This window comes from Actinoplanes sp. NBRC 101535 (assembly GCF_030269225.1).
GTDB classification, from domain to species: Bacteria; Actinomycetota; Actinomycetes; order Mycobacteriales; family Micromonosporaceae; genus Actinoplanes; species Actinoplanes rectilineatus.
Window position 1 is genome coordinate 166,009 of the sequence record NZ_BSSY01000005.1, and the last position, 17,191, is coordinate 183,199.

The window sequence follows — 17,191 nt, forward strand, 5'->3', positions numbered from 1 at the left end:
ATCGCCCGCGCGGACGGGAGCGACATCGGTCCGTGAGTCCACCCGGTCAGGCGTAACTCTTGACGATCGTCACCGTCTCCTTCCAGTCCGCGACGTAGAAGTGGTGCTCCGGGCAGGAGACGATGCCGCGTTTGCGGACCTCGGTGTGGGTCAGCGGGCCGAGGAACACGATGCCCACGATCGGGGTCGCCGCGTGCGCGTTTCGTTCGCAGAGGCGCCGGCCCAGGGCGAGGTTGTCGTCGATGACGATCACCTGTCCCGGGCCGGTGGTGAGGAGACGCTCCAACTCGCCGGTCTTCCAGTCGACGGTGCGCGCGCGATCCACACTCTCCGGCCGGGCGACGACCGGTGCCACGGGGAACCCGAGCCGTCGCAGGTCCGCGGCGGTCGCCGCCGCGACCGGGGCCGGGCGGGTGGTCAGGTAGCAGCCGACCCGCACACCGGGCAGATCGCCGAGACTCGTCAGCGCCTCCACGGCGCCGTCGATGGGGTCGAGCCCGGAGTTGAACTCGGGGTCCGCCCGGAGAGTGTCCGCGAACACCGAGAACGCGGGGTAGTCCGGATGCGCCGCCAGATAGTTGTCCCATCCGCCGGCCGGCTCCACCTGCGACGACGCGATGTCCCAGCCGAACCGGCGGTTCACCCGTTCGGCCCATCGCGGCAACGGGTTCAGCAGTGTCTCGTCGATGTCGACGACCAGGTTGACCCCCGCGGGGGTCGCGTCGCGGTGGCCGCTCATGGATGGCCCTCCCTCAGGTAGGCGGTCGGTTTGATCTGTCCGAAGTACTTGCCGTGATACGGCCGTTCACAGGGCGCCGACAGACGGTGGACGAAGATCTGGCAGAACCGGATTCCCGGCCGGATGACCACCGGCCGGGAATTCAGATTGGTGACCTCCAGCGTGATGGTGTGATCGGAACCGGGGTCGACATGACCATCACCGTTGTGCACCTGGATCCCGGCCCGTGCGATGTCCCCTTTTGTTTCGAGGAATCCCTGATAGCCGTTCGGCATCCTGATGCGTTCGAGTGTTCGGGCCAGGACGAAAGCCCCTGGGGCCAGGCGGAATCCGGCGTCCGCGTCGATCTCGAATTCCTCGGTCTCCGGGTCGGACCGGCCCAATTCGATGACCTCGCAGCGGTACGTCACGAGAGTGGGCCCGAGCCGCAGGTCGATGCTGGTGGGGCCGATGGCGTCATCGTCGAACGGGTCAATCGACAACTCTCCAGACTTCACCAGGTCACGCAGTTGCCAATCCGGAAGAATCATGAATCCGGCTCGCCGATGATTGCGGATTCGTCGAGATTCCGTGCCGAGCTTAAAGTATCCGGATGGTCGGATCCAAGGACCCGCTGCCGCCGCGAAAGAGTGTCCTCGTCCATCTTCCGGGCTTCGCCGGTCAACCCCAGCAGACGCAGATCAGCGGCGAGACTGTGCGCCGATTCCAGCGTGTCGGGGTGCTCCTCACCGAGGACCCGGCGGCGTCGTTCCAGGGTGTCCTCGTCCCTGAGTCGCGCCTCACCCACAAGGCCGAGAAACCGGAGATCGTGGGCAAGGTTATGGGCGGAGAGAAAAGTGTACGGATGGTCCTCGCCGAGGATCCGTCTCCGCAGGGACAGGATCTCCTCGTCCATCCGGCGCGCCTCGTCCACCCGGCCCAGGAGCCGTAACCCCTCGGCGAGGTTGTTGGCGGAACTGAGCGTGTCCGGGTGCTCCTCGCCGAGGACCCGGCGGCGCCGGGCCAGGGTGTCCTCGTCCATCTGCCGGGCCTCCTCGACCAGACCGAGACGGCGCAGGTCGATGGCGAGGCTGTGTGCCGAGGCGAGGGTGGTCGGGTGGTCGTCACCGAGCCGGTTCCGGCGCCGCTTCAGCGTGTCCTCGTCGACCTCCCGGGCCTTGACGTAGGCGCCCAGTACCCGGTGGATGACCCCGAGGTTGGTCGCGGCCACCAGGACGTACTCGTCGTCCCGGGAGTACCGGCCCGACCAGGCGGCGTACAGCTGCTCCACGATGGCCAGCGCAGTTCGCGCGTCGCCGCGGGCATGCAGATGCCACACCGCCTCGCACGCCAGTAACCTGATGGCGTCACTCGTCGTGGTGTCGGGTCCGATGGCCAGGATGTGCGCCATCAGCTGACTCCACCGCGGCCAATTCGACGGCACGCGGGGATTGCCCGGATTGCCGAGGGCGAGCACCCCCTCCGCCGCGGCCCGCCCGGCGGCCCGGCCGGCCTCGCCCAGGTCGTCGCGGATCACCGCCTGGGTGAGACGGTGCATGACCACCGAGTCCCCGCCGATCTGCAGCAGCCCGAGACCGGCCGCACGGGCGAGGCATTCCCGTAGCGCCAGCGGGTCGCCCGCGACCTGGCCGAGCTGTTCGCTGACCACCTCGGCCCCCGCAGCCAGCAGCCACAGGGGTAGCGGTTCCGGGCCCATCATGGCGAGCAGGGAGACCAACGGCCCGCCGGCCGGATCGGCCTCGGCCAGATGCGCGACCGACACGTGCACGGTTGCGGCGAGTGAGCCCGGATAGCCGACCGGTGCGCGAGTGGCCAGGATCCGGGACGCCGCCGACCCGAGCATGGCGAGATACTCGGTCGCGGGCATGCCGGTGCCGCTCATCACCCCGACCGCCTGGGCCAGCGCCAGCGGCAGATCGCCCAGCGCGTCCGCCAGCCGGTCCGCGTCGCCGGCGCCCAGACCGGGCACGTGGTCCTGCAGCAGGGCCGTCGATTCGGCGCGGTCGAAGACGTTCACCGGCAGCGGCACGGCGACACCGACCCATTCCGGACTGCGCGAGGTGATCACCAGGTCGCCCGGTCCCTGCGGGAGCCAGTCCAGCACGTCGGCCACGAAGGGGACGTTGTCGAAGACCATCAGCCATCGGGCCCGGCTGCGGAGCAGTCCGCGTGCTGCCTGGACCGCGGCCGGTGTGGGCGCGCCCGCGTCGGCGACTCCCGCGGCGACCGCGAACGCGGCAAGTTGTTCGCCGATCAGGTCGGGACGCTCGGCGTTGATCCACCACACCAGGTCGTAGTCGTCGGCGAAGCGATGGGCGTACTCGGTCGCCAGCAGCGTCTTGCCGACGCCGCCCCAGCCGTGCAGGGCGTGCACGGCGGTGCGGTGACCGCTGCGCAGTGACCTCCGCAGCCGGATCAGGAGATCGTCGCGGCCAGTGAAGGTCACGGACCGTGCAGGTACGTTCCACACCGCCGGCAGCACACCGGGGACGCGGACGGCCCGGTCGTCTCCCGGGAACGGCACCCTGGCCGGGGTGCCGCCGGCCTGGGCGACGGCATCCACCAGCACCCGGGCGGCCCGGTCGTCGTCGAGACCGAACAGGTCGTGCCGGATCAGCGGCCGCCAGAACGGGGGCGGTACGACGTCCTCGATCCGGAGCGGGACGATGCGTTTCTTGGCGGCGGAGGCGGCCCGGAGCTCGCGGATGGCGTACCCGTCCGGTTCGAAGTAGGCCGCCGACCAGAGGGAGAGGATCACGTCGGCCCGTTCCAGGGCGCCCTCGATGCGGGCCAGGAAGTCGTCGCCCGCGGGCCAGTCGCGACTGTCCAGTTCGACCCGGTAGCCCGCCTTGTCGAGCAGCCAGGTCGCCCATTCCGCCCAGGAACGGTCGCGTCCGGCGTGACTGACAAAGATCGTGACCCTGGATTCCATCACACCGACAGTGTGCGGCCGGAGCAGCGGACGTGCCTAGCGCTGATCGATCTGCATCAGTGAGTGCACGGTGTGGTCATGAGTGGTGGTGATTCGGACCGGCCACTGCCACCGAGCTGTGGGCGGTTGTTCCGGGCTGTGAAGGCGGCTGCGGGTGGTGTATCGCATCTACGCGGTCGCCGGCGAGACGGCGAGCTTCTCCTGGCTGTCGAGGGCTACTACTCCGACCGCGCGGAGGAGATCGCGGTCCGGCTCGCTGCGGCGCTGGGCACGCGGGTTCAGGGCGTCGACGAGGACTGATCGTGCTTGGTCGTGCTTGACCGTGCTTGATCTGGCTTTGATAGTGCGCCGGTGGCTTCGACCGTGCGTCAGTGGCGGAGCAGGCCGGTCACCGGGATCGGGTCGACGTGACCGGTGGCCGGCTTCTCGCGCGCCAGAGCCAGGCCGATGTCGACGAGCGACGACCGGGCGAGCCGTTCGACGGCGTCGAGCGGCGTCCACACCGACTCGGAGGTCTCCCCGTTGGGTTCGGGCCGCAGCTCACCCTCGACGATCCGAACCTGGTAGAACACGCCGACGCTGTGCAGATCGGGTCCGCCGTAAAGGCGTTCGGCGGACCGCACGACGCGGGCGTCCACACCGAGGAGACGCTCGGCGACACCGGTGCAGCCGGTCTCCTCGGCGACCTCCCTGATGACCGCGTCGACGGGATCCTCACCGTGCTCGACGCCGCCACCCGGCAGCGTCCAGTGCGTGTCCCCTTTCGGCGACACGTAATGCGCGAGCAGCACACGATCGCGATCAAGACAGATGCCGTACGCGGCAAGCCGGAACTCCGTCGTCACCCCGGTGAGAATGGTCCAGAACGCGGACCCTCGTCAACGCGGGCTCGCCGCTCGCCGCAATCGGCCCGCCTGATCGCGAGGGCCGCAGCACAAAGTCCCTGTTCGGCGTGTGGGTGGACCGTGGACGACGGCCGGTGGCTCCGGGCGGTGCCCGGCTCGGCCGTCGTCTGCGGTTCCTGCCCTCGTCGACTGCGGCGGACTCGGGTCACGCCGACAGCGGCCGATGACGAATGACCGGGTAAGCGTCGGAGATGGCATCCCATGACCATGGATCCGTCGTCGCTGGATCCGCATCGCCGAAAAGGCTCACGACTCCCGCCGGACCGGCTGTGAAGACGAACGCGACAGCCCCGGCGCCGGGGAACGGGGCCGGGGCTGTCGTGCGGTGCGGGTCAGCTGGTGGTCGTCACCAAGGGAGCGTCGTCCTCCTCGGACGACGGGGTCTGCGGGGCCACCGGGTGGCTGCGTTCCAGGGCGGCGCCCTCCACGTCCACGTTCGGCAGGATGCGGTCGAGCCAGGCGGGCAGCCACCACGCCGAGCGGCCCAGCAGGTGCATCACCGCCGGGATCAGCAGCATCCGGACCAGGAACGCGTCGGTGAGCACGCCGAACGCCAGGCCGAAGCCCAGCGAGCGGATCATCGCCGAGTTGGAGAAGACGAAGCCGCCGAAGACCGCGATCATGATGATCGCCGCGGCGGTGACGACCGTGCGGCCGGCGTGCAGGCCCTGGCGGACGGCGAGGCGGGCCGGGGCGCCGTGGGCGTACGCCTCGCGCATGCCGGAGACCAGGAACAGCTGGTAGTCCATCGCCAGGCCGAACAGGATGCCGATCAGGATGGTCGGCAGGAAGCTCAGGATCGGGCCCGGATCGTGCACGCCGAAGATCGCGCCGAGCCAGCCCCACTGGAAGATCGCGGTGATGCCGCCGAAGGTGGCGAACAGCGACAGCACGAAGCCGAGTGTCGCGGTCAGCGGGACCAGGATCGAGCGGAACACGAAGATCAGGATGATCAGGGACAGGCCGAGGACGACGGCCAGGTAGGTGGGCAGCGCGTCGGCGAGCTGTTCCGAGATGTCGATGTTGCCGCTGGCGCTGCCGGCCACGCCCAGTGTCACGTCGCCGTCCAGCGGGGACAGGTCGCGCAGGTCGCGGACCAACTGCTCGGTGGATTCGCTGGTCGGGCCCTCGGCCGGGATGACCTGGAAGGCGATCAGGGTCTTGTCGGTGGAGACGCCGACCGGGGCGACCGCGACGACGTCCGCCTGTTCCTGAAGAATGGTGCCAATCTTGACTTGTTCTGAAATGTCGGCATCAGGTGTCGGCAGCGACGCCACCACGAGCAACGGCCCGTTGACACCGGCACCGAACTTGTCCTCGATCAGCTGGTAAGCCTGGTACTGGGTGGAGTCCTGCGCCTCCGACGACCCGTCCGGCAGGTTCAGCCGCAGGTCCAGGGCCGGCAGCGCGATGACGATCAGCGCGGCGAGCCCGGCGACCACGGTGATCACCGCACGGCCGGTGCTCATCGGTTGAGTGGGTACGGTGCCGTGCTGCTGACCGATGGTGGCCCGGGCCTTGCGGCTGAGGACACGCAGGCCCAGCAGGGACAGCAGCGCCGGGGTCAGCGTGACCGCGATGATCACCGAGACGGCGACACAGATCGCGCCGACCGTGCCCATCATGCCCAGGAAGCCGATGCCGGTCAGGTTGAGAGCCAGCAGGGCGACCAGGACGGTCGCGCCGGCGAACACCACCGCGTTGCCGGAGGTGCCGTTGGCCAGGCCGATCGACTCGTGCAGCGGCATGCCGGCCAGCAGCTGGCGACGGTGCCGGTTGAGGATGAACAGGCAGTAGTCGATGCCGACCGCCAGGCCCAGCATCACGCCGAGCACCGGGGTGATCGAGAGCATGTCGACGACGCCGGACAGGGCGAGCGCCGCGGTGACGCCGACGCCGACCCCGGTCAGGGCGCTGACCAGCGGCAGCGCTGCGGCGATCAGGCTGCCGAGCATGACCAGCAGGGTGATCGCGGCGATCAGCAGGCCGATGACCTCACCGACGCCGAGGACCTCCGGCACGTTCTGGGTGATCTCGTTGGAGAAGTCGGCCTCGACGCCGGCCGGGACACCGTCGGTGACGTGGTCGACGACGCCCTGCTTGGTCTCCGGGGTGACGTCCAGCTGAGCCTCGTCGAAGATGACCGCGCCGACGGCGGCGCTGCCGTCCTCGGCGACGGTGCGGATCCCGGACGCCATGGTGAGCAGCTGCTCGGAGAGCTCCAGCTGCCGGCTCTGCGCGTCCAGTTCGGCCTTCTGCTGCTCGATCGCGGCCTTCTGCGCGGCGGGCAGGCCGCGCTGGGCGAGCGCGGCGTCGATCTGCGCGAGACCGCCGGTCACCTGCTCCTTGCCGGCGGTCAGCTGGGCGGTCTGCTCCGCGATCTGTGCCGCGGTGGCGAACGGGTCGGTGGTGGAGGACACCCCGTCCAGGTCGGCGGTGCCGGTGAGCAGCGCGCCGACGGCGGTCCGCTGCTCGTCGGTGAACGCCGAGCCGTCGGTGGTGTGGAAGACGATGGTGCCGGTGCCACCGCTGGCGCTCGGGAACTTCTCCGCGAGCTGTTCGGTGACCTGGGCGGTCTTCGTGCCGGGGATGGTCACCTGCGACGACAGGGTGCCCCCGGCCACGAAGTACGCGGTGACGGTGGCGCCCAGCACGACCAGCCAGGTGATCAGCACCGTCCAGGCGCGCCGGGCGCCGAAGCGTCCGAGGCGATACAGCAGTTCAGCCACAGTGTTCCGTTCTCGTGGGGTGGTCAGTAGCCAGTGCGGATGCTGGTGATGAGGTGGTCGAGCAACCGGTCCCATGCGGCGCGGGTGCCGTCGTCGAGGACGGCACCGGTCGCCGCGATCCAGTGGTGGGCGATCACCTCGGTCCCGTGCATGAGCGAGCTGACCAGCAGCTCCGCCTCGAGCGGGTCGAGGTTCGCGTTGCGGACGGCCAGTTCCCGGGCGAATTCGTCGGTCGCGCGGGAGAAGGTCGCCTGGAAGATCTGCTGCGGGCGGGTGTCGGTCGTGCTGAAACCGCCCAGCGCCTGCCAGAGGAAGGCGATGATGCCGGGGACGTCGGCGGCGCGCAGGGCGGCGGTGATCGTGGCGAACATGGTCGCCCGGCTGCCCGGACCGACCGGTCCGGCGGTGACCTGCGCCCGGAAGGTGTCGATCACCACGGCGAGTTCCTCGGTGCAGACGCTCGTCACGACGTCGTCGACCGACACGAAGTGGTTGAAGATCGTGCGCCGGGCGACGTCGGCACGCTCGGCGAGCTGGTCGACCCCGAACCGGGTGCCGTCCTCGGCGATCAGTTCCTTGGCGGCGTCGAGGATGGCGCGCCGGTGCCGGGCCTTGAGCGCCGCCCGGCGGTCCAGCGGCGCGGGTTCACTCTTCACACGATTACACTAAGTGCATCGTTGCACTTCGTGCAAATACATGCCTCGCTGTGTACGAGTACGCAGCACAACGTGACCAGGACATCCTTCCGACGAGCCACGAGCATGCTCAGCTCGTACCCCTGGAAAAGGAAACGGCTGGGAGGTGCACTGTGAACAGTGCGTGGCGGGGCAGCGGGGCAGCGCCGGTGATTTCTAGGCTCCGCGCATGCGACCACACCTCAGGCCCGCTCTGGCGGCGGGCATCCTCGGCGTCCTCTCGGCCGGACTGGTGACCACACCGGCTCAAGCGGCGGCACCGAACCGGGTCTACACCGAGATCAACGGTGGCGGCACGAACAGCTGGTATCTGATGTTTCAGGCCGGGGCCGGCAACCGCAACACGCCCGTCTTCACCCGCTCCGGCAACACCATCACCATCGACGACCGGGTGCCGTTGCAGGCCGGCGCCGGCTGCACCGCGGTCACCGGCGACCGCACCAAGGTCCGCTGCACCCGGGCACTCTGGTACGACGTCATCGCCAACCTCGGCGACGGCGATGACACCCTCACCAACAGGACCACCCTGCGGTTCTGGGGCAGCGGCGAAGCCGGCAACGACGTCCTGCACGGCAGCGCCGGCTTTGACCTCTTCCACGGCAACGACGGCAACGACACCCTGTACGGCAACGGCGGCGACGACCAGCTCGACGGCGGCGCCGGCGTGGACAAGCTGTGGGGTGGCACCGGCGCGGACGGCCTCGTCGGCGGCCCCGGCAACGACGTCATGCACGGGCAGAGCGGCAACGACCACCTGATCGGCCAGGCCGGCGCGGACCTGCTCTACGGCGAGGACGGCAACGACAACCTCGAGGGCGGTAGCGGCAACGACAAGCAGTACGGCGGCGACGGCGCCGACCTGCTGCGCTCCCGGCCCTACGGCGGTGCCGACGCCGACTACTTCTCCGGCGGCACCGGCACCGACGTCGTCTCCTACGAGGAGAAGACCACCGCGGTCACCGCCGACGCCGACGGGGTCAAGGGCGACGACGGCGTCAAGGGCGAGAAGGACACCATCGCCACCGACGTCAACGTGATCGTCGGCGGATCGGGCGACGACCGGCTCTCCGGCGTGTACGGGCGCGCGGTGCGCCTGGTCGGCGGCCCCGGTAACGACACCCTGCGGATCACCGGCAGCACCGCCGGACGGTCCGGGCGCAACATCCTCGACGGCGGCGCGAACCGGACCGCCGCCGGCGACCTGTGCACCACCGTCGCGCCGCGGACCGACGAACGCGTCAACTGCGAACGGTAGGCGTGGCCGCCCACGAGGCGAGCAGCCCCAGCGCGTCGGCGGTCGGTGAACCCGGTTCGGCGGTGTAGACGGTCATCCGCAGGCCCTCCTCGGCGACCAGGGCCATCGTCTCGTACGCCAACGACAGATCACCCACCACGTGATGGTGGAACTGCTTGATCCCGGCGCCGTGGATCCGCACGTCGTGCGACCCCCACCGTCGCCGGAACTCGTCGCTGCGGGTGGACAACTCACCGACCAGGTCGTGCAGGCCCTTGTCGTGCGGGTCCACCCCGGCGGCGGTCCGCAGGTTCGCCACCGTCATCTCGGCGAACCGCTCCCAGTCCGGGTAGAACCGGCGGGCCGCCGCGTCCAGGAACGTGAACCGCGCGAAGTTCGGCGTGTGTACCGGGTCCGCGAACAGGTCGCTGTGCATGGCCCGGCCGAGCAGGTTCGCGGCCAGCAGATCCGACCGGTTGTTGACCACGATCGCCGGGGCGGTGATCGCGTCGAGCGACCACTGCAGGCCCGGCCGGACCGTCCACTGCCGGGCCCGGCGGCTCGGGCGCAGCAGCGCACCACTGCCGTTCGCCTCCTGCGCGAGACGCATCAGGTGGGCGCGTTCCGCGTCGTCCAGGCGCAACGCCCGGGCGATCGCCTCGAGCACCCCGGCGGACACCCCGGCCAGGGCGCCCCGCTCGAGCTTCGCGTAGTACTCGACGCTCATCCCGGCCAGCGCCGCCACCTCGCCCCGGCGCAGCCCCGGAACCCGGCGCGTCCCGCCGGACGGGATGCCCGCCTCGGCCGGCGTGACCTTGGCGCGGCGCGAGGTGAGGAAGTCGTGCACTTCGGCTCGGTTGTTCACTCCCTCGACGCTACGACAGGTTCCGGGAGGCAAGGGTGCACTGCCGGTACACCCCTCGGCAGGGACTCCCTGCGGCACGCCCACCGGGGTTCTCTGGGATGCGGAAACCGTTCAGCAAGGAGAACCCTCATGCGTGGTGCAGTCCTGCACGCCCCCGGCGACGTCCGCGTCGAGAACCGCGACGACCCGCGGATCGAACTGCCGACCGACGCCGTCATCCGCCTCTCCGCCACCTGCGTCTGCGGGTCGGACCTGTGGCCGTACCGGGGGATCCAGACCGTGGACGGCCCGACCCCGATGGGCCACGAATACGTGGGCATCGTCGAGGAGACCGGCCGGGACGTCACCGGCGTGCGGCCCGGCCAGTTCGTCGTCGGCTCGTTCTTCGCCTCCGACAACACCTGCGAGATCTGCCGGTCCGGGTACCAGAGCGGCTGCGTGCACCGGGTGCCGGTCGGCGAACTCGGCGCGCAGGCCGAATACCTGCGGGTGCCGCTGGCCGACGGCACCCTGGTCGCCACCCCCGAGGTGCCGTCCGCCGACCTGGTCCCCGGCTACCTGGCCGCCTCCGACGTGCTCGGCACCGGCTGGTTCGCCGCGGTCGCCGCCCAGGTCGGACCGGGCAAGACCGTCGCGGTGGTCGGGGACGGCGCGGTCGGCCTGCTCGGTGTCCTCGCCGCGAAGCAGCTCGGCGCCGAACGCATCATCGCGATGAGCCGGCACACCGACCGCCAGAAACTGGCCCTCGAGTTCGGCGCCACCGACGTCGTCACCGAGCGCGGCGACGACGGCGTCACCCGGATCAAGGATCTGACCGGCGGGTACGGTGCGCACTGCGTCATCGAGGCCGTCGGCACCCAGGAGTCGATGATGCAGGCGGTACGGTCCACCCGGCGCGGCGGTCACGTCGGTTACGTCGGTGTCGCCCACGACGTCACCCTCCCCGGCATGGAGATGTTCTTCTCCCAGGTGCACCTGCACGGCGGCCCCGCCCCGGTCCGCCGTTTCCTGCCCGAACTGATGGCCCTGATCGCGGACCGGACCATCGACCCGGGCAAGGTGTTCGACCTGCGGCTCCCCCTCGAGGAGGCCGCCGAGGGCTACCGCGCGATGGACGAACGCCGCGCGATCAAGACCCTGCTGACCGTCTGAGTCCACTGGGAAGCTCCTGACAGTTGCGTCAGGAGCTTCCCAGTATCCGGTCAGGACACCGCCAGAATCCGGCCAGGAGACGCGTTTTCCCAGCTCAGAGCCGTCCGGGCAGTCGGTTACTGTTCGGCCCGTGGGTGGTTTCGGATGGCAGATTGTCCTGGTAGTGGTCCTGGTACTCCTGAACGCGGTGTTCGCGGGCAGTGAGATGGCCCTGGTGTCGTTGCGGGAGAGCCAGCTCCAACGACTCGAACGCGAGACCCGTACCGGCCGCACCCTGGCGAAACTCGCCCGCGACCCGAACCGGTTCCTGGCGACCATCCAGATCGGCATCACCCTGGCCGGGTTCCTGGCCTCCGCGTCCGCCGCGGTCTCCCTCGCCCAGCCACTGGTGGAACCGCTGCGCGGGGTCCTCGGCACCGCCGCCGACGCGGTCGCGATCCTCATCGTCACGGTCATCCTGACGTTCTTCACCCTGATCGTCGGTGAGCTCGCCCCCAAACGCATCGCCATGCAGCGCGCCGAGAGCTGGGCGCTGCTCGTGGCCCGGCCTCTCGACATGCTGGCCACCGTCTCCCGGCCGGTGATCTGGCTCCTCGGGAAGACCACCGACCTGGTCGTCCGGCTCACCGGCAACGACCCGCGGGCCGCCCGCGAGGAGGTCAGCACCGAGGAGATCCGCGACATGGTCGCCCAGCAGCAGGAATTCTCCGCCGAACAGCGCACCATCATCTCCGGCGCCTTCGAGATCGCCGACCGGATCCTGCGGGAGATCCTGGTGCCCCGCCGCGACGTGGTGGTCCTGCCCGCCGGCCTGCCGGTGCCGGAAGCCCTGGAACGCCTGGTCGCCGGCGGTCACTCCCGGGCGCCGGTGGTCGGACCGGCCGGTCTGGACGACGTCCTCGGCGTGGTCCACCTGCGCGACCTGATCGGCGCGACCGGCACGGTCCGCGACCACATGTTCACCGCCCTGTTCCTCCCGGAGAGCCTCAAGGTGTCCGACGCGATGCGGCAGATGCGGACCGTCCGGCAGCAGTTCGCCCTGGTCGTCGACGAACGCGGCGCCATCGACGGCATCGTGACGATGGAGGACCTGGTCGAGGAGGTCGTCGGCGAGATCTACGACGAGACCGACCGCGACGTTCCGTCCGTGCAGCACGAAGAGGACGGTGCGCTGCTGCTCCCCGGCACGTTCCCCATCCACGATCTGCCCGACCTGGGCGTGGACGTGACCACGCTGGAGGACGGCGACTACACGACGGTCGCCGGTCTGGTGCTGGCCCGTCTCGGTCACATCCCGACCGGCCCCGGCGAGGTGGTCGACGTCGACGGGCACACCGCGGAGGTCACCCAGGTCACCGGGCGGGCCATCACCCAGTTGCGCTTCCGTAAGGCGGCCGCCGCCCCCTCCGTTTCCTGACCCGCGGGTGGCCGCCGTCGGAGGGGGCGGCGGCCACCCGCCGGGCGCCTACCGCGCCGGGGTCAGTGCGGCGGTGAACCGTTCGGCGATGTCCCGGTCGATGGTGTCCGGGACCGGCTGCACGCCCGGCGCCAGACCACCCCGGGCGACCGCGGCCAGCGACGCCGCCTGCAACGTCAACCCGAGATCCATCGCCTCGATCGGATTCCCGCCCGCCGCCACCAGATTGATCATCTGGGTTTCGGCGAGCACGACCACCCGCCGCCCGTCGGCGAGCAGATGCACCCGATGATGGGTTCCGGACACCGGACCGGCCTCGCCCAGCAGCCGCAGATCCACTTCGTCCCCGCGGTGCCCCACCCCGGCGAGCACCGTGCCGTCCCGCAGCTGCCCGATCTCGTCAGGCCCGAGCACCCCCGTGCGCCCGGTGGCCAGGAACACCAGATCCGCTCCGGGCAGCAAGTCGACCAAGTCCCCGGTGACATGCCCTTCCAGAAGAGCTTCAAGCCGGCGGTACGCGTCGACCTCGGCGACCGCCACCCGCGCCCCGAGCAGCCGCAACGTCTGCGCCACACCGCGCCCGCACGGCCCGTACCCGACCACCACCGCATCCGCGCCGGGCAGCATCCGGTTCGTGGCGTTCATGAACCCCTGCACGACACTCTGCCCGACCCCGAACCGGTTCTCCACCAGCTGCTTCAGCGGACTGTCATTGATCACGACAACCGGGAACGGCAGCCCGCTGTGCCCACCTTCGCGCAGCCGCAGACCACCGGTGGTCGTCTCCTCAGTCCCACCGAGGAAGTCCGCGGGCGGATTCCGCAGCAGCCCGAGGGTGAGGTCGGCGCCGTTGTCGAGCAGCAGATCCGGTTCCAGGGCGAGCACCTCGTCCACGTGCGGCGCCCCGTCCCCGGCGGTCACCTCCACCCCGGCGCCGGTCAGGGCCGCGGCGACGTCAGGCTTGGTGGTCCCCGGAGACCCGGTCAGCCGTACGCGCGCGCCGTGCCCCACCAGCAGCGAGGCGAGCACAGCCGTCTTGGGTTCGATATGCAGACACATCCCGATCCGCAGGCCGGCGAACACGCCCCCGTCACGGGCCATCGTCTCGTGCAGCAGCGGCATGTGCGCCGCAGCCCACCGAATCCCCGGATGCCCATATGCGGACAGCATCGACTCAGGAATCATTCTTTTCTCTTTTCCAGCGGTGTTCTCACAATGGTCGACAGGCGAATGCCGACCCACCTACTGGTAGAGGTCCTTGCGATACGAGTGGTCCCCGAACACGGCCGTGCCCCGCTCCAGGCGAAGGCAGCAGGTCCGGCTCACCCCCGCACGCTAACACCACCCGCGGACCGCCGGTCAACAGCGAGCCGGTTTCCGATAGACGGTGACGTGTGACGGGGATTCGGCGGTGAAGGGGGTGCCGGACCATTCGGCGTGCCGGGACTCGCGGTCGAGGCCGGCGAGTCGAGCCATGAGATCGAGTTCGGCGGGCCATATGTACCGGTGCGGGCTGCGAAAAAGCCTGGCCTGCTTGCCATCGTCGAACCGGAAGTGGTGGGAGACGAGGTGCTGGTTCAGTACGTCGTAGGTGTCCACCCCGAGGTAGCCGGGTTCGGTGTGGAAGACGGAGGCCTGCCGTCCGGGCGGGAGCCGGCGCAGCTCGGGCACCTCCAGCTCCACGGCGAAGCACCCTCCGGGGGCGAGGTGCCGGGCGGCGTTGCGGAAGCAGGCGACCTGCTCCTCCTGGGTGAGCAGGTTGGAGATGGTGTTGTAGACGATGTAGACGAGCGCGAACGTGCCCGGCGCCGTGACGGTGGCCATGTCACCGCGGATGACCGGGATGCTGGTGTCGCCGACCTTCGCGTGCAGCCGGTCGATCATGGGCTGGGAGAGTTCGATCCCGGTGACGGGCACCCCTCGTGCGGCGAGCGGGATCGCGACGCGGCCGGTGCCGATGGCGAACTCCAGCGCGGGCCCGCCGGCGGCCAGCTCGTGGAGCCGCTTTACGGCCGGTTCCAGCACATCGGGCGCGAACATGCCGGTGCCCGGAGTGTCATAGCTTGCGGCGGCCTCGGTGTCCCAGACGTCCTCTTGGCGCATGCCCCAACGATTTCCGCGCCGGCCGTCGTTGTCCACTCATATCGGTGGTTCGGCGTCCTCGATGCGGTCGCAGCGCAGGTAACGGAGGAAATGCTCCTGATCGGGCAGGGTGGCGAAGGCCGCGTACGCCGCGGCCCGGGCATGCGGCGCCTGGGTCTGCAGCAGGGCCACGATCGCGGCCCACGCCATCGTCACCAGGTGGAAGCGATCGTTCTGCAACTCCGGCGTCTGCGCCAGTTCGCCGAGCGTGGCCGCCGCTTCCGGGGAGGACGCGGACCGGTCCGCCAGCTCGTAGACCGCCCGGCCGCGGAACAGGTTGCTGTGCCGGGCCAAGTCGGCCAGTTCGGCGATACTCATCCCGGCCACCGCGGGCCCCGGCGGAAAATCCGTCACCGTGCCTCCCAAGATCCTCGGTTACTGTATGCGCCGTCCGGGCGGCGCTGGTGGGAGGTGGCATGCGGTTCTTCGTCGGTTCCCGCGTCGGGATCGCCGCGTGCGCGCTGGTGATCCTGGGCGTGGCCGTCTTCTCCACGGTCACCGACCCGCACGGCGGGATGAGCCCGACGCTGCTCGCGGTGATGGTCGTGCAGGCCGCCGCGCTGGTGGTGCGGCCGACCGCACCCGTACCCGTGTGGATCATCTGTCTGGCCGGTTACATCGCCGTCGGGGTGGCCGGTGAGTGGGCCGGTGGCGCCGCCGCGATGTGCCAGGTGGCGCTGCTCAACCTGGCGCTGGCCCGGGGTGGCCGGCCGCTCGCCGTCGCCGCGGTGATCACTTTCCTGGTCGTCTACGCGGTGGTGCTCAGCTACGAGCCGCCCGGCAGTCTGCCCGGCATCGGGTTCACGATGATCGCCTGGACGATCGGCGCGGCCGGGTTCGGGGTGGCGCTGCGGGCCCGCCGTGATCAGGTGGCCGCCGCGGAGGACCGCGCCCGCTGGGCGGTGGAGACCCGGGAGGCCGAGGCGCAGCGCCGGGTCGCCGAGGAACGTCTGCGGATCGCCCGTGACCTGCACGACGTGCTCGGCCACCACGTCGCGGTGATCCGGCTGCACACCGGTCTGGCCCGGCGCAGTGTCCGATCCGATCCGGACCGGGCCGAGACCGCGCTGCGCGAGGCCGAGTCGGCGGGCCAGGCCGTGTTGCGGGAGATGGCCGGCATGCTGCAGGTCCTCCGCGAGCCGGGACAGGGTGACACCGCCGGTCCCGCGCCCGGTCTCGCCGACCTGGATCCGCTGGTGGCGACGTTGCGCAGCGGTGGGATGGACGTGACCGTCGAGCGGGACGGCGACCCGGGCCGGGTGCCTGACCTGGTGGGCCTGACGGCGTACCGGGTGGTGCAGGAACTGCTCACCAACGCCCGCCGGCACGGCAGCGGCCCGGTGGCGCTGGCGGTGCGGGTCACCGGCGACGCGGTGGTCATCCGGTCGTCGAACCCGGCCTCCGTCGACGGCAGGCTCGCGACGTCCGGTCACGGTCTGATCGGCATGCGGGAGCGGGTACGCGCGACCGGCGGTCACCTGGAGATCCTCGAGGGGGACGGCACGTTCACGGTGTGTGCCACGCTCCCTCTGCAACCGGAAGGAGCCACACCGCGGTGACGGTACGTGTCCTGATCGCCGACGACCAGGCGCTGATCCGGGTCGGACTGCGGGGTGTCCTCGACTCGGAGCAGGGCATCGTCGTCGCGGGTGAGGCGGCCGACGGCGCCGCCGCGGTCCGGGCGGTCCGGGCCGGCGGTGTCGACGTGGTGTTGATGGACCTGCGGATGCCCGGCACCGACGGTATCGCCGCGACCCGGCAGATCACCGAGGACCCGGGTGCTTCGCCGGGGGTGGCGGTGCTGGTGCTGACCACGTTCGAGACGGACGGGAACGTACTCGACGCGGTGGCCGCCGGTGCCCGCGGTTACCTGGGCAAGGACGCCGACCCGGAGGCGGTGGTGGAGGCGGTCCGGGTGGTGGCCCGCGGGCATTCGCTGCTGTCTCCGAAGGCGATGGCCGCTCTGGCCGCCCGGGCGAGCGCGGTGTCGGTGCCCGCGCCGCGCCCGCGTGTCGAACTCGCCGCCCTGACCGACCGGGAGCGGGAGATCGTGCTGCTGGTCGCCACCGGTCTGAGCAACGAGGAGATCGCCTGCCGGCTGTCCATCTCCCCGCACACGGTGAAGACCCACGTGAACCGGGCGATGGCGAAGCTGGGCACCGGCGACCGGGCGGCACTGATCGTCGCCGTGTACGACAGCGGCGTACCGCGGCTGCGGTAGTCGCCGCCGTATACCGCCGCTGCGGTACGCCGATATGCCGCGGCCAGGCGACGACACGGGAGGAATCGCCTGCCACAATAAAGAAAAGAATCTTCATGGAATGCGATTCACAGCTTATTCAAATGTGTCTGTGAATGTCCGATGATGCGTTGATTTTCCT

General features: G+C 70.3%; 16 protein-coding genes. 6 read left to right on the forward strand and 10 right to left on the reverse strand.

Annotated elements, in window-relative coordinates; all coding sequences use genetic code 11:
- Nucleotides 1-46 precede the first annotated feature (46 nt).
- Genes QSK32_RS15645 through fxsT form a run of 3 tightly spaced genes read right to left on the reverse strand, consistent with a single transcriptional unit; the run spans nucleotide 47 to nucleotide 3,671 of the window.
- Nucleotides 47-739 (reverse strand): HAD family hydrolase, encoded by a 693-nt coding sequence (locus QSK32_RS15645; RefSeq protein WP_045741713.1) that lies wholly within the window; start codon nucleotides 737-739, stop codon nucleotides 47-49.
- Nucleotides 736-1,269, reverse strand: a complete 534-nt coding sequence (gene dcd / locus QSK32_RS15650; protein WP_045741714.1) for a dCTP deaminase — start codon at nucleotides 1,267-1,269, stop codon at nucleotides 736-738. The genes QSK32_RS15645 and dcd overlap by 4 nt, the downstream gene beginning before the upstream one ends.
- The gene (gene fxsT / locus QSK32_RS15655) at nucleotides 1,266-3,671 is read right to left on the reverse strand and encodes an FxSxx-COOH system tetratricopeptide repeat protein (RefSeq protein WP_052720311.1); all 2,406 of its coding nucleotides are present in this window, start codon (nucleotides 3,669-3,671) and stop codon (nucleotides 1,266-1,268) included. The genes dcd and fxsT overlap by 4 nt, the downstream gene beginning before the upstream one ends.
- Nucleotides 3,672-3,749: 78 nt before the next feature.
- Between fxsT and QSK32_RS15660 the strand changes: the two genes are divergently transcribed.
- The gene (locus QSK32_RS15660; protein ID WP_285472314.1) at nucleotides 3,750-3,971 is read left to right on the forward strand and encodes a hypothetical protein; all 222 of its coding nucleotides are present in this window, start codon (nucleotides 3,750-3,752) and stop codon (nucleotides 3,969-3,971) included.
- Between the two features lie 68 nt (nucleotides 3,972-4,039).
- Here QSK32_RS15660 and QSK32_RS15665 read toward each other — a convergent pair whose 3' ends face one another.
- From QSK32_RS15665 to QSK32_RS15675, 3 genes are all read right to left on the reverse strand, one after another.
- Nucleotides 4,040-4,516, reverse strand: coding sequence for an NUDIX hydrolase (locus QSK32_RS15665; RefSeq protein ID WP_285472315.1), 477 nt, complete (start codon nucleotides 4,514-4,516; stop codon nucleotides 4,040-4,042).
- A 392-nt stretch (nucleotides 4,517-4,908) separates the two neighbouring features.
- Nucleotides 4,909-7,305: an MMPL family transporter gene (locus QSK32_RS15670; protein WP_285472316.1), complete on the reverse strand. Its 2,397-nt coding sequence runs from the start codon at nucleotides 7,303-7,305 to the stop codon at nucleotides 4,909-4,911.
- 23 nt (nucleotides 7,306-7,328) lie between these two features.
- Nucleotides 7,329-7,961 carry a TetR/AcrR family transcriptional regulator gene (locus tag QSK32_RS15675; protein WP_285472317.1) on the reverse strand — a complete coding sequence of 211 codons (633 nt, stop codon included), beginning with the start codon at nucleotides 7,959-7,961 and terminating at the stop codon, nucleotides 7,329-7,331.
- A 208-nt stretch (nucleotides 7,962-8,169) separates the two neighbouring features.
- Here QSK32_RS15675 and QSK32_RS15680 point away from each other — a divergent pair, with 208 nt between their 5' ends.
- The gene (locus QSK32_RS15680; RefSeq protein ID WP_285472318.1) at nucleotides 8,170-9,255 is read left to right on the forward strand and encodes a calcium-binding protein; all 1,086 of its coding nucleotides are present in this window, start codon (nucleotides 8,170-8,172) and stop codon (nucleotides 9,253-9,255) included.
- Here QSK32_RS15680 and QSK32_RS15685 read toward each other — a convergent pair.
- The gene (locus QSK32_RS15685) at nucleotides 9,239-10,099 is read right to left on the reverse strand and encodes a helix-turn-helix transcriptional regulator (protein ID WP_045741719.1); all 861 of its coding nucleotides are present in this window, start codon (nucleotides 10,097-10,099) and stop codon (nucleotides 9,239-9,241) included. The genes QSK32_RS15680 and QSK32_RS15685 overlap by 17 nt on opposite strands.
- 129 nt (nucleotides 10,100-10,228) lie before the next feature.
- Here QSK32_RS15685 and QSK32_RS15690 point away from each other — a divergent pair, with 129 nt between their 5' ends.
- Both QSK32_RS15690 and QSK32_RS15695 read left to right on the forward strand, forming a co-directional pair.
- Nucleotides 10,229-11,251 carry a zinc-dependent alcohol dehydrogenase family protein gene (locus QSK32_RS15690; protein WP_285472319.1) on the forward strand — a complete coding sequence of 341 codons (1,023 nt, stop codon included), beginning with the start codon at nucleotides 10,229-10,231 and terminating at the stop codon, nucleotides 11,249-11,251.
- A gap of 130 nt (nucleotides 11,252-11,381) precedes the next feature.
- Nucleotides 11,382-12,668 (forward strand): hemolysin family protein, encoded by a 1,287-nt coding sequence (locus tag QSK32_RS15695; RefSeq protein WP_285472320.1) that lies wholly within the window; start codon nucleotides 11,382-11,384, stop codon nucleotides 12,666-12,668.
- Nucleotides 12,669-12,716: 48 nt separating this feature from the next.
- Here the strand turns inward: QSK32_RS15695 and QSK32_RS15700 are convergent, their stop codons facing one another.
- The 3 genes from QSK32_RS15700 to QSK32_RS15710 all read right to left on the reverse strand — a co-directional run bounded on the left by QSK32_RS15700 (nucleotide 12,717) and on the right by QSK32_RS15710 (nucleotide 15,164).
- Nucleotides 12,717-13,853 carry an adenosylhomocysteinase gene (locus QSK32_RS15700; protein ID WP_285472321.1) on the reverse strand — a complete coding sequence of 379 codons (1,137 nt, stop codon included), beginning with the start codon at nucleotides 13,851-13,853 and terminating at the stop codon, nucleotides 12,717-12,719.
- A 174-nt stretch (nucleotides 13,854-14,027) separates the two neighbouring features.
- Nucleotides 14,028-14,771, reverse strand: a complete 744-nt coding sequence (locus QSK32_RS15705; protein WP_045741723.1) for a class I SAM-dependent DNA methyltransferase — start codon at nucleotides 14,769-14,771, stop codon at nucleotides 14,028-14,030.
- Between the two features lie 36 nt (nucleotides 14,772-14,807).
- The gene (locus QSK32_RS15710; protein ID WP_245673899.1) at nucleotides 14,808-15,164 is read right to left on the reverse strand and encodes a hypothetical protein; all 357 of its coding nucleotides are present in this window, start codon (nucleotides 15,162-15,164) and stop codon (nucleotides 14,808-14,810) included.
- 62 nt (nucleotides 15,165-15,226) lie between these two features.
- Between QSK32_RS15710 and QSK32_RS15715 the strand changes: the two genes are divergently transcribed.
- Nucleotides 15,227-16,369: a sensor histidine kinase gene (locus tag QSK32_RS15715; protein WP_285472322.1), complete on the forward strand. Its 1,143-nt coding sequence runs from the start codon at nucleotides 15,227-15,229 to the stop codon at nucleotides 16,367-16,369.
- Nucleotides 16,366-17,031, forward strand: coding sequence for a response regulator transcription factor (locus QSK32_RS15720; protein ID WP_285472323.1), 666 nt, complete (start codon nucleotides 16,366-16,368; stop codon nucleotides 17,029-17,031). The genes QSK32_RS15715 and QSK32_RS15720 overlap by 4 nt, the downstream gene beginning before the upstream one ends.
- The last annotated feature ends 160 nt before the right edge of the window (nucleotides 17,032-17,191 follow it).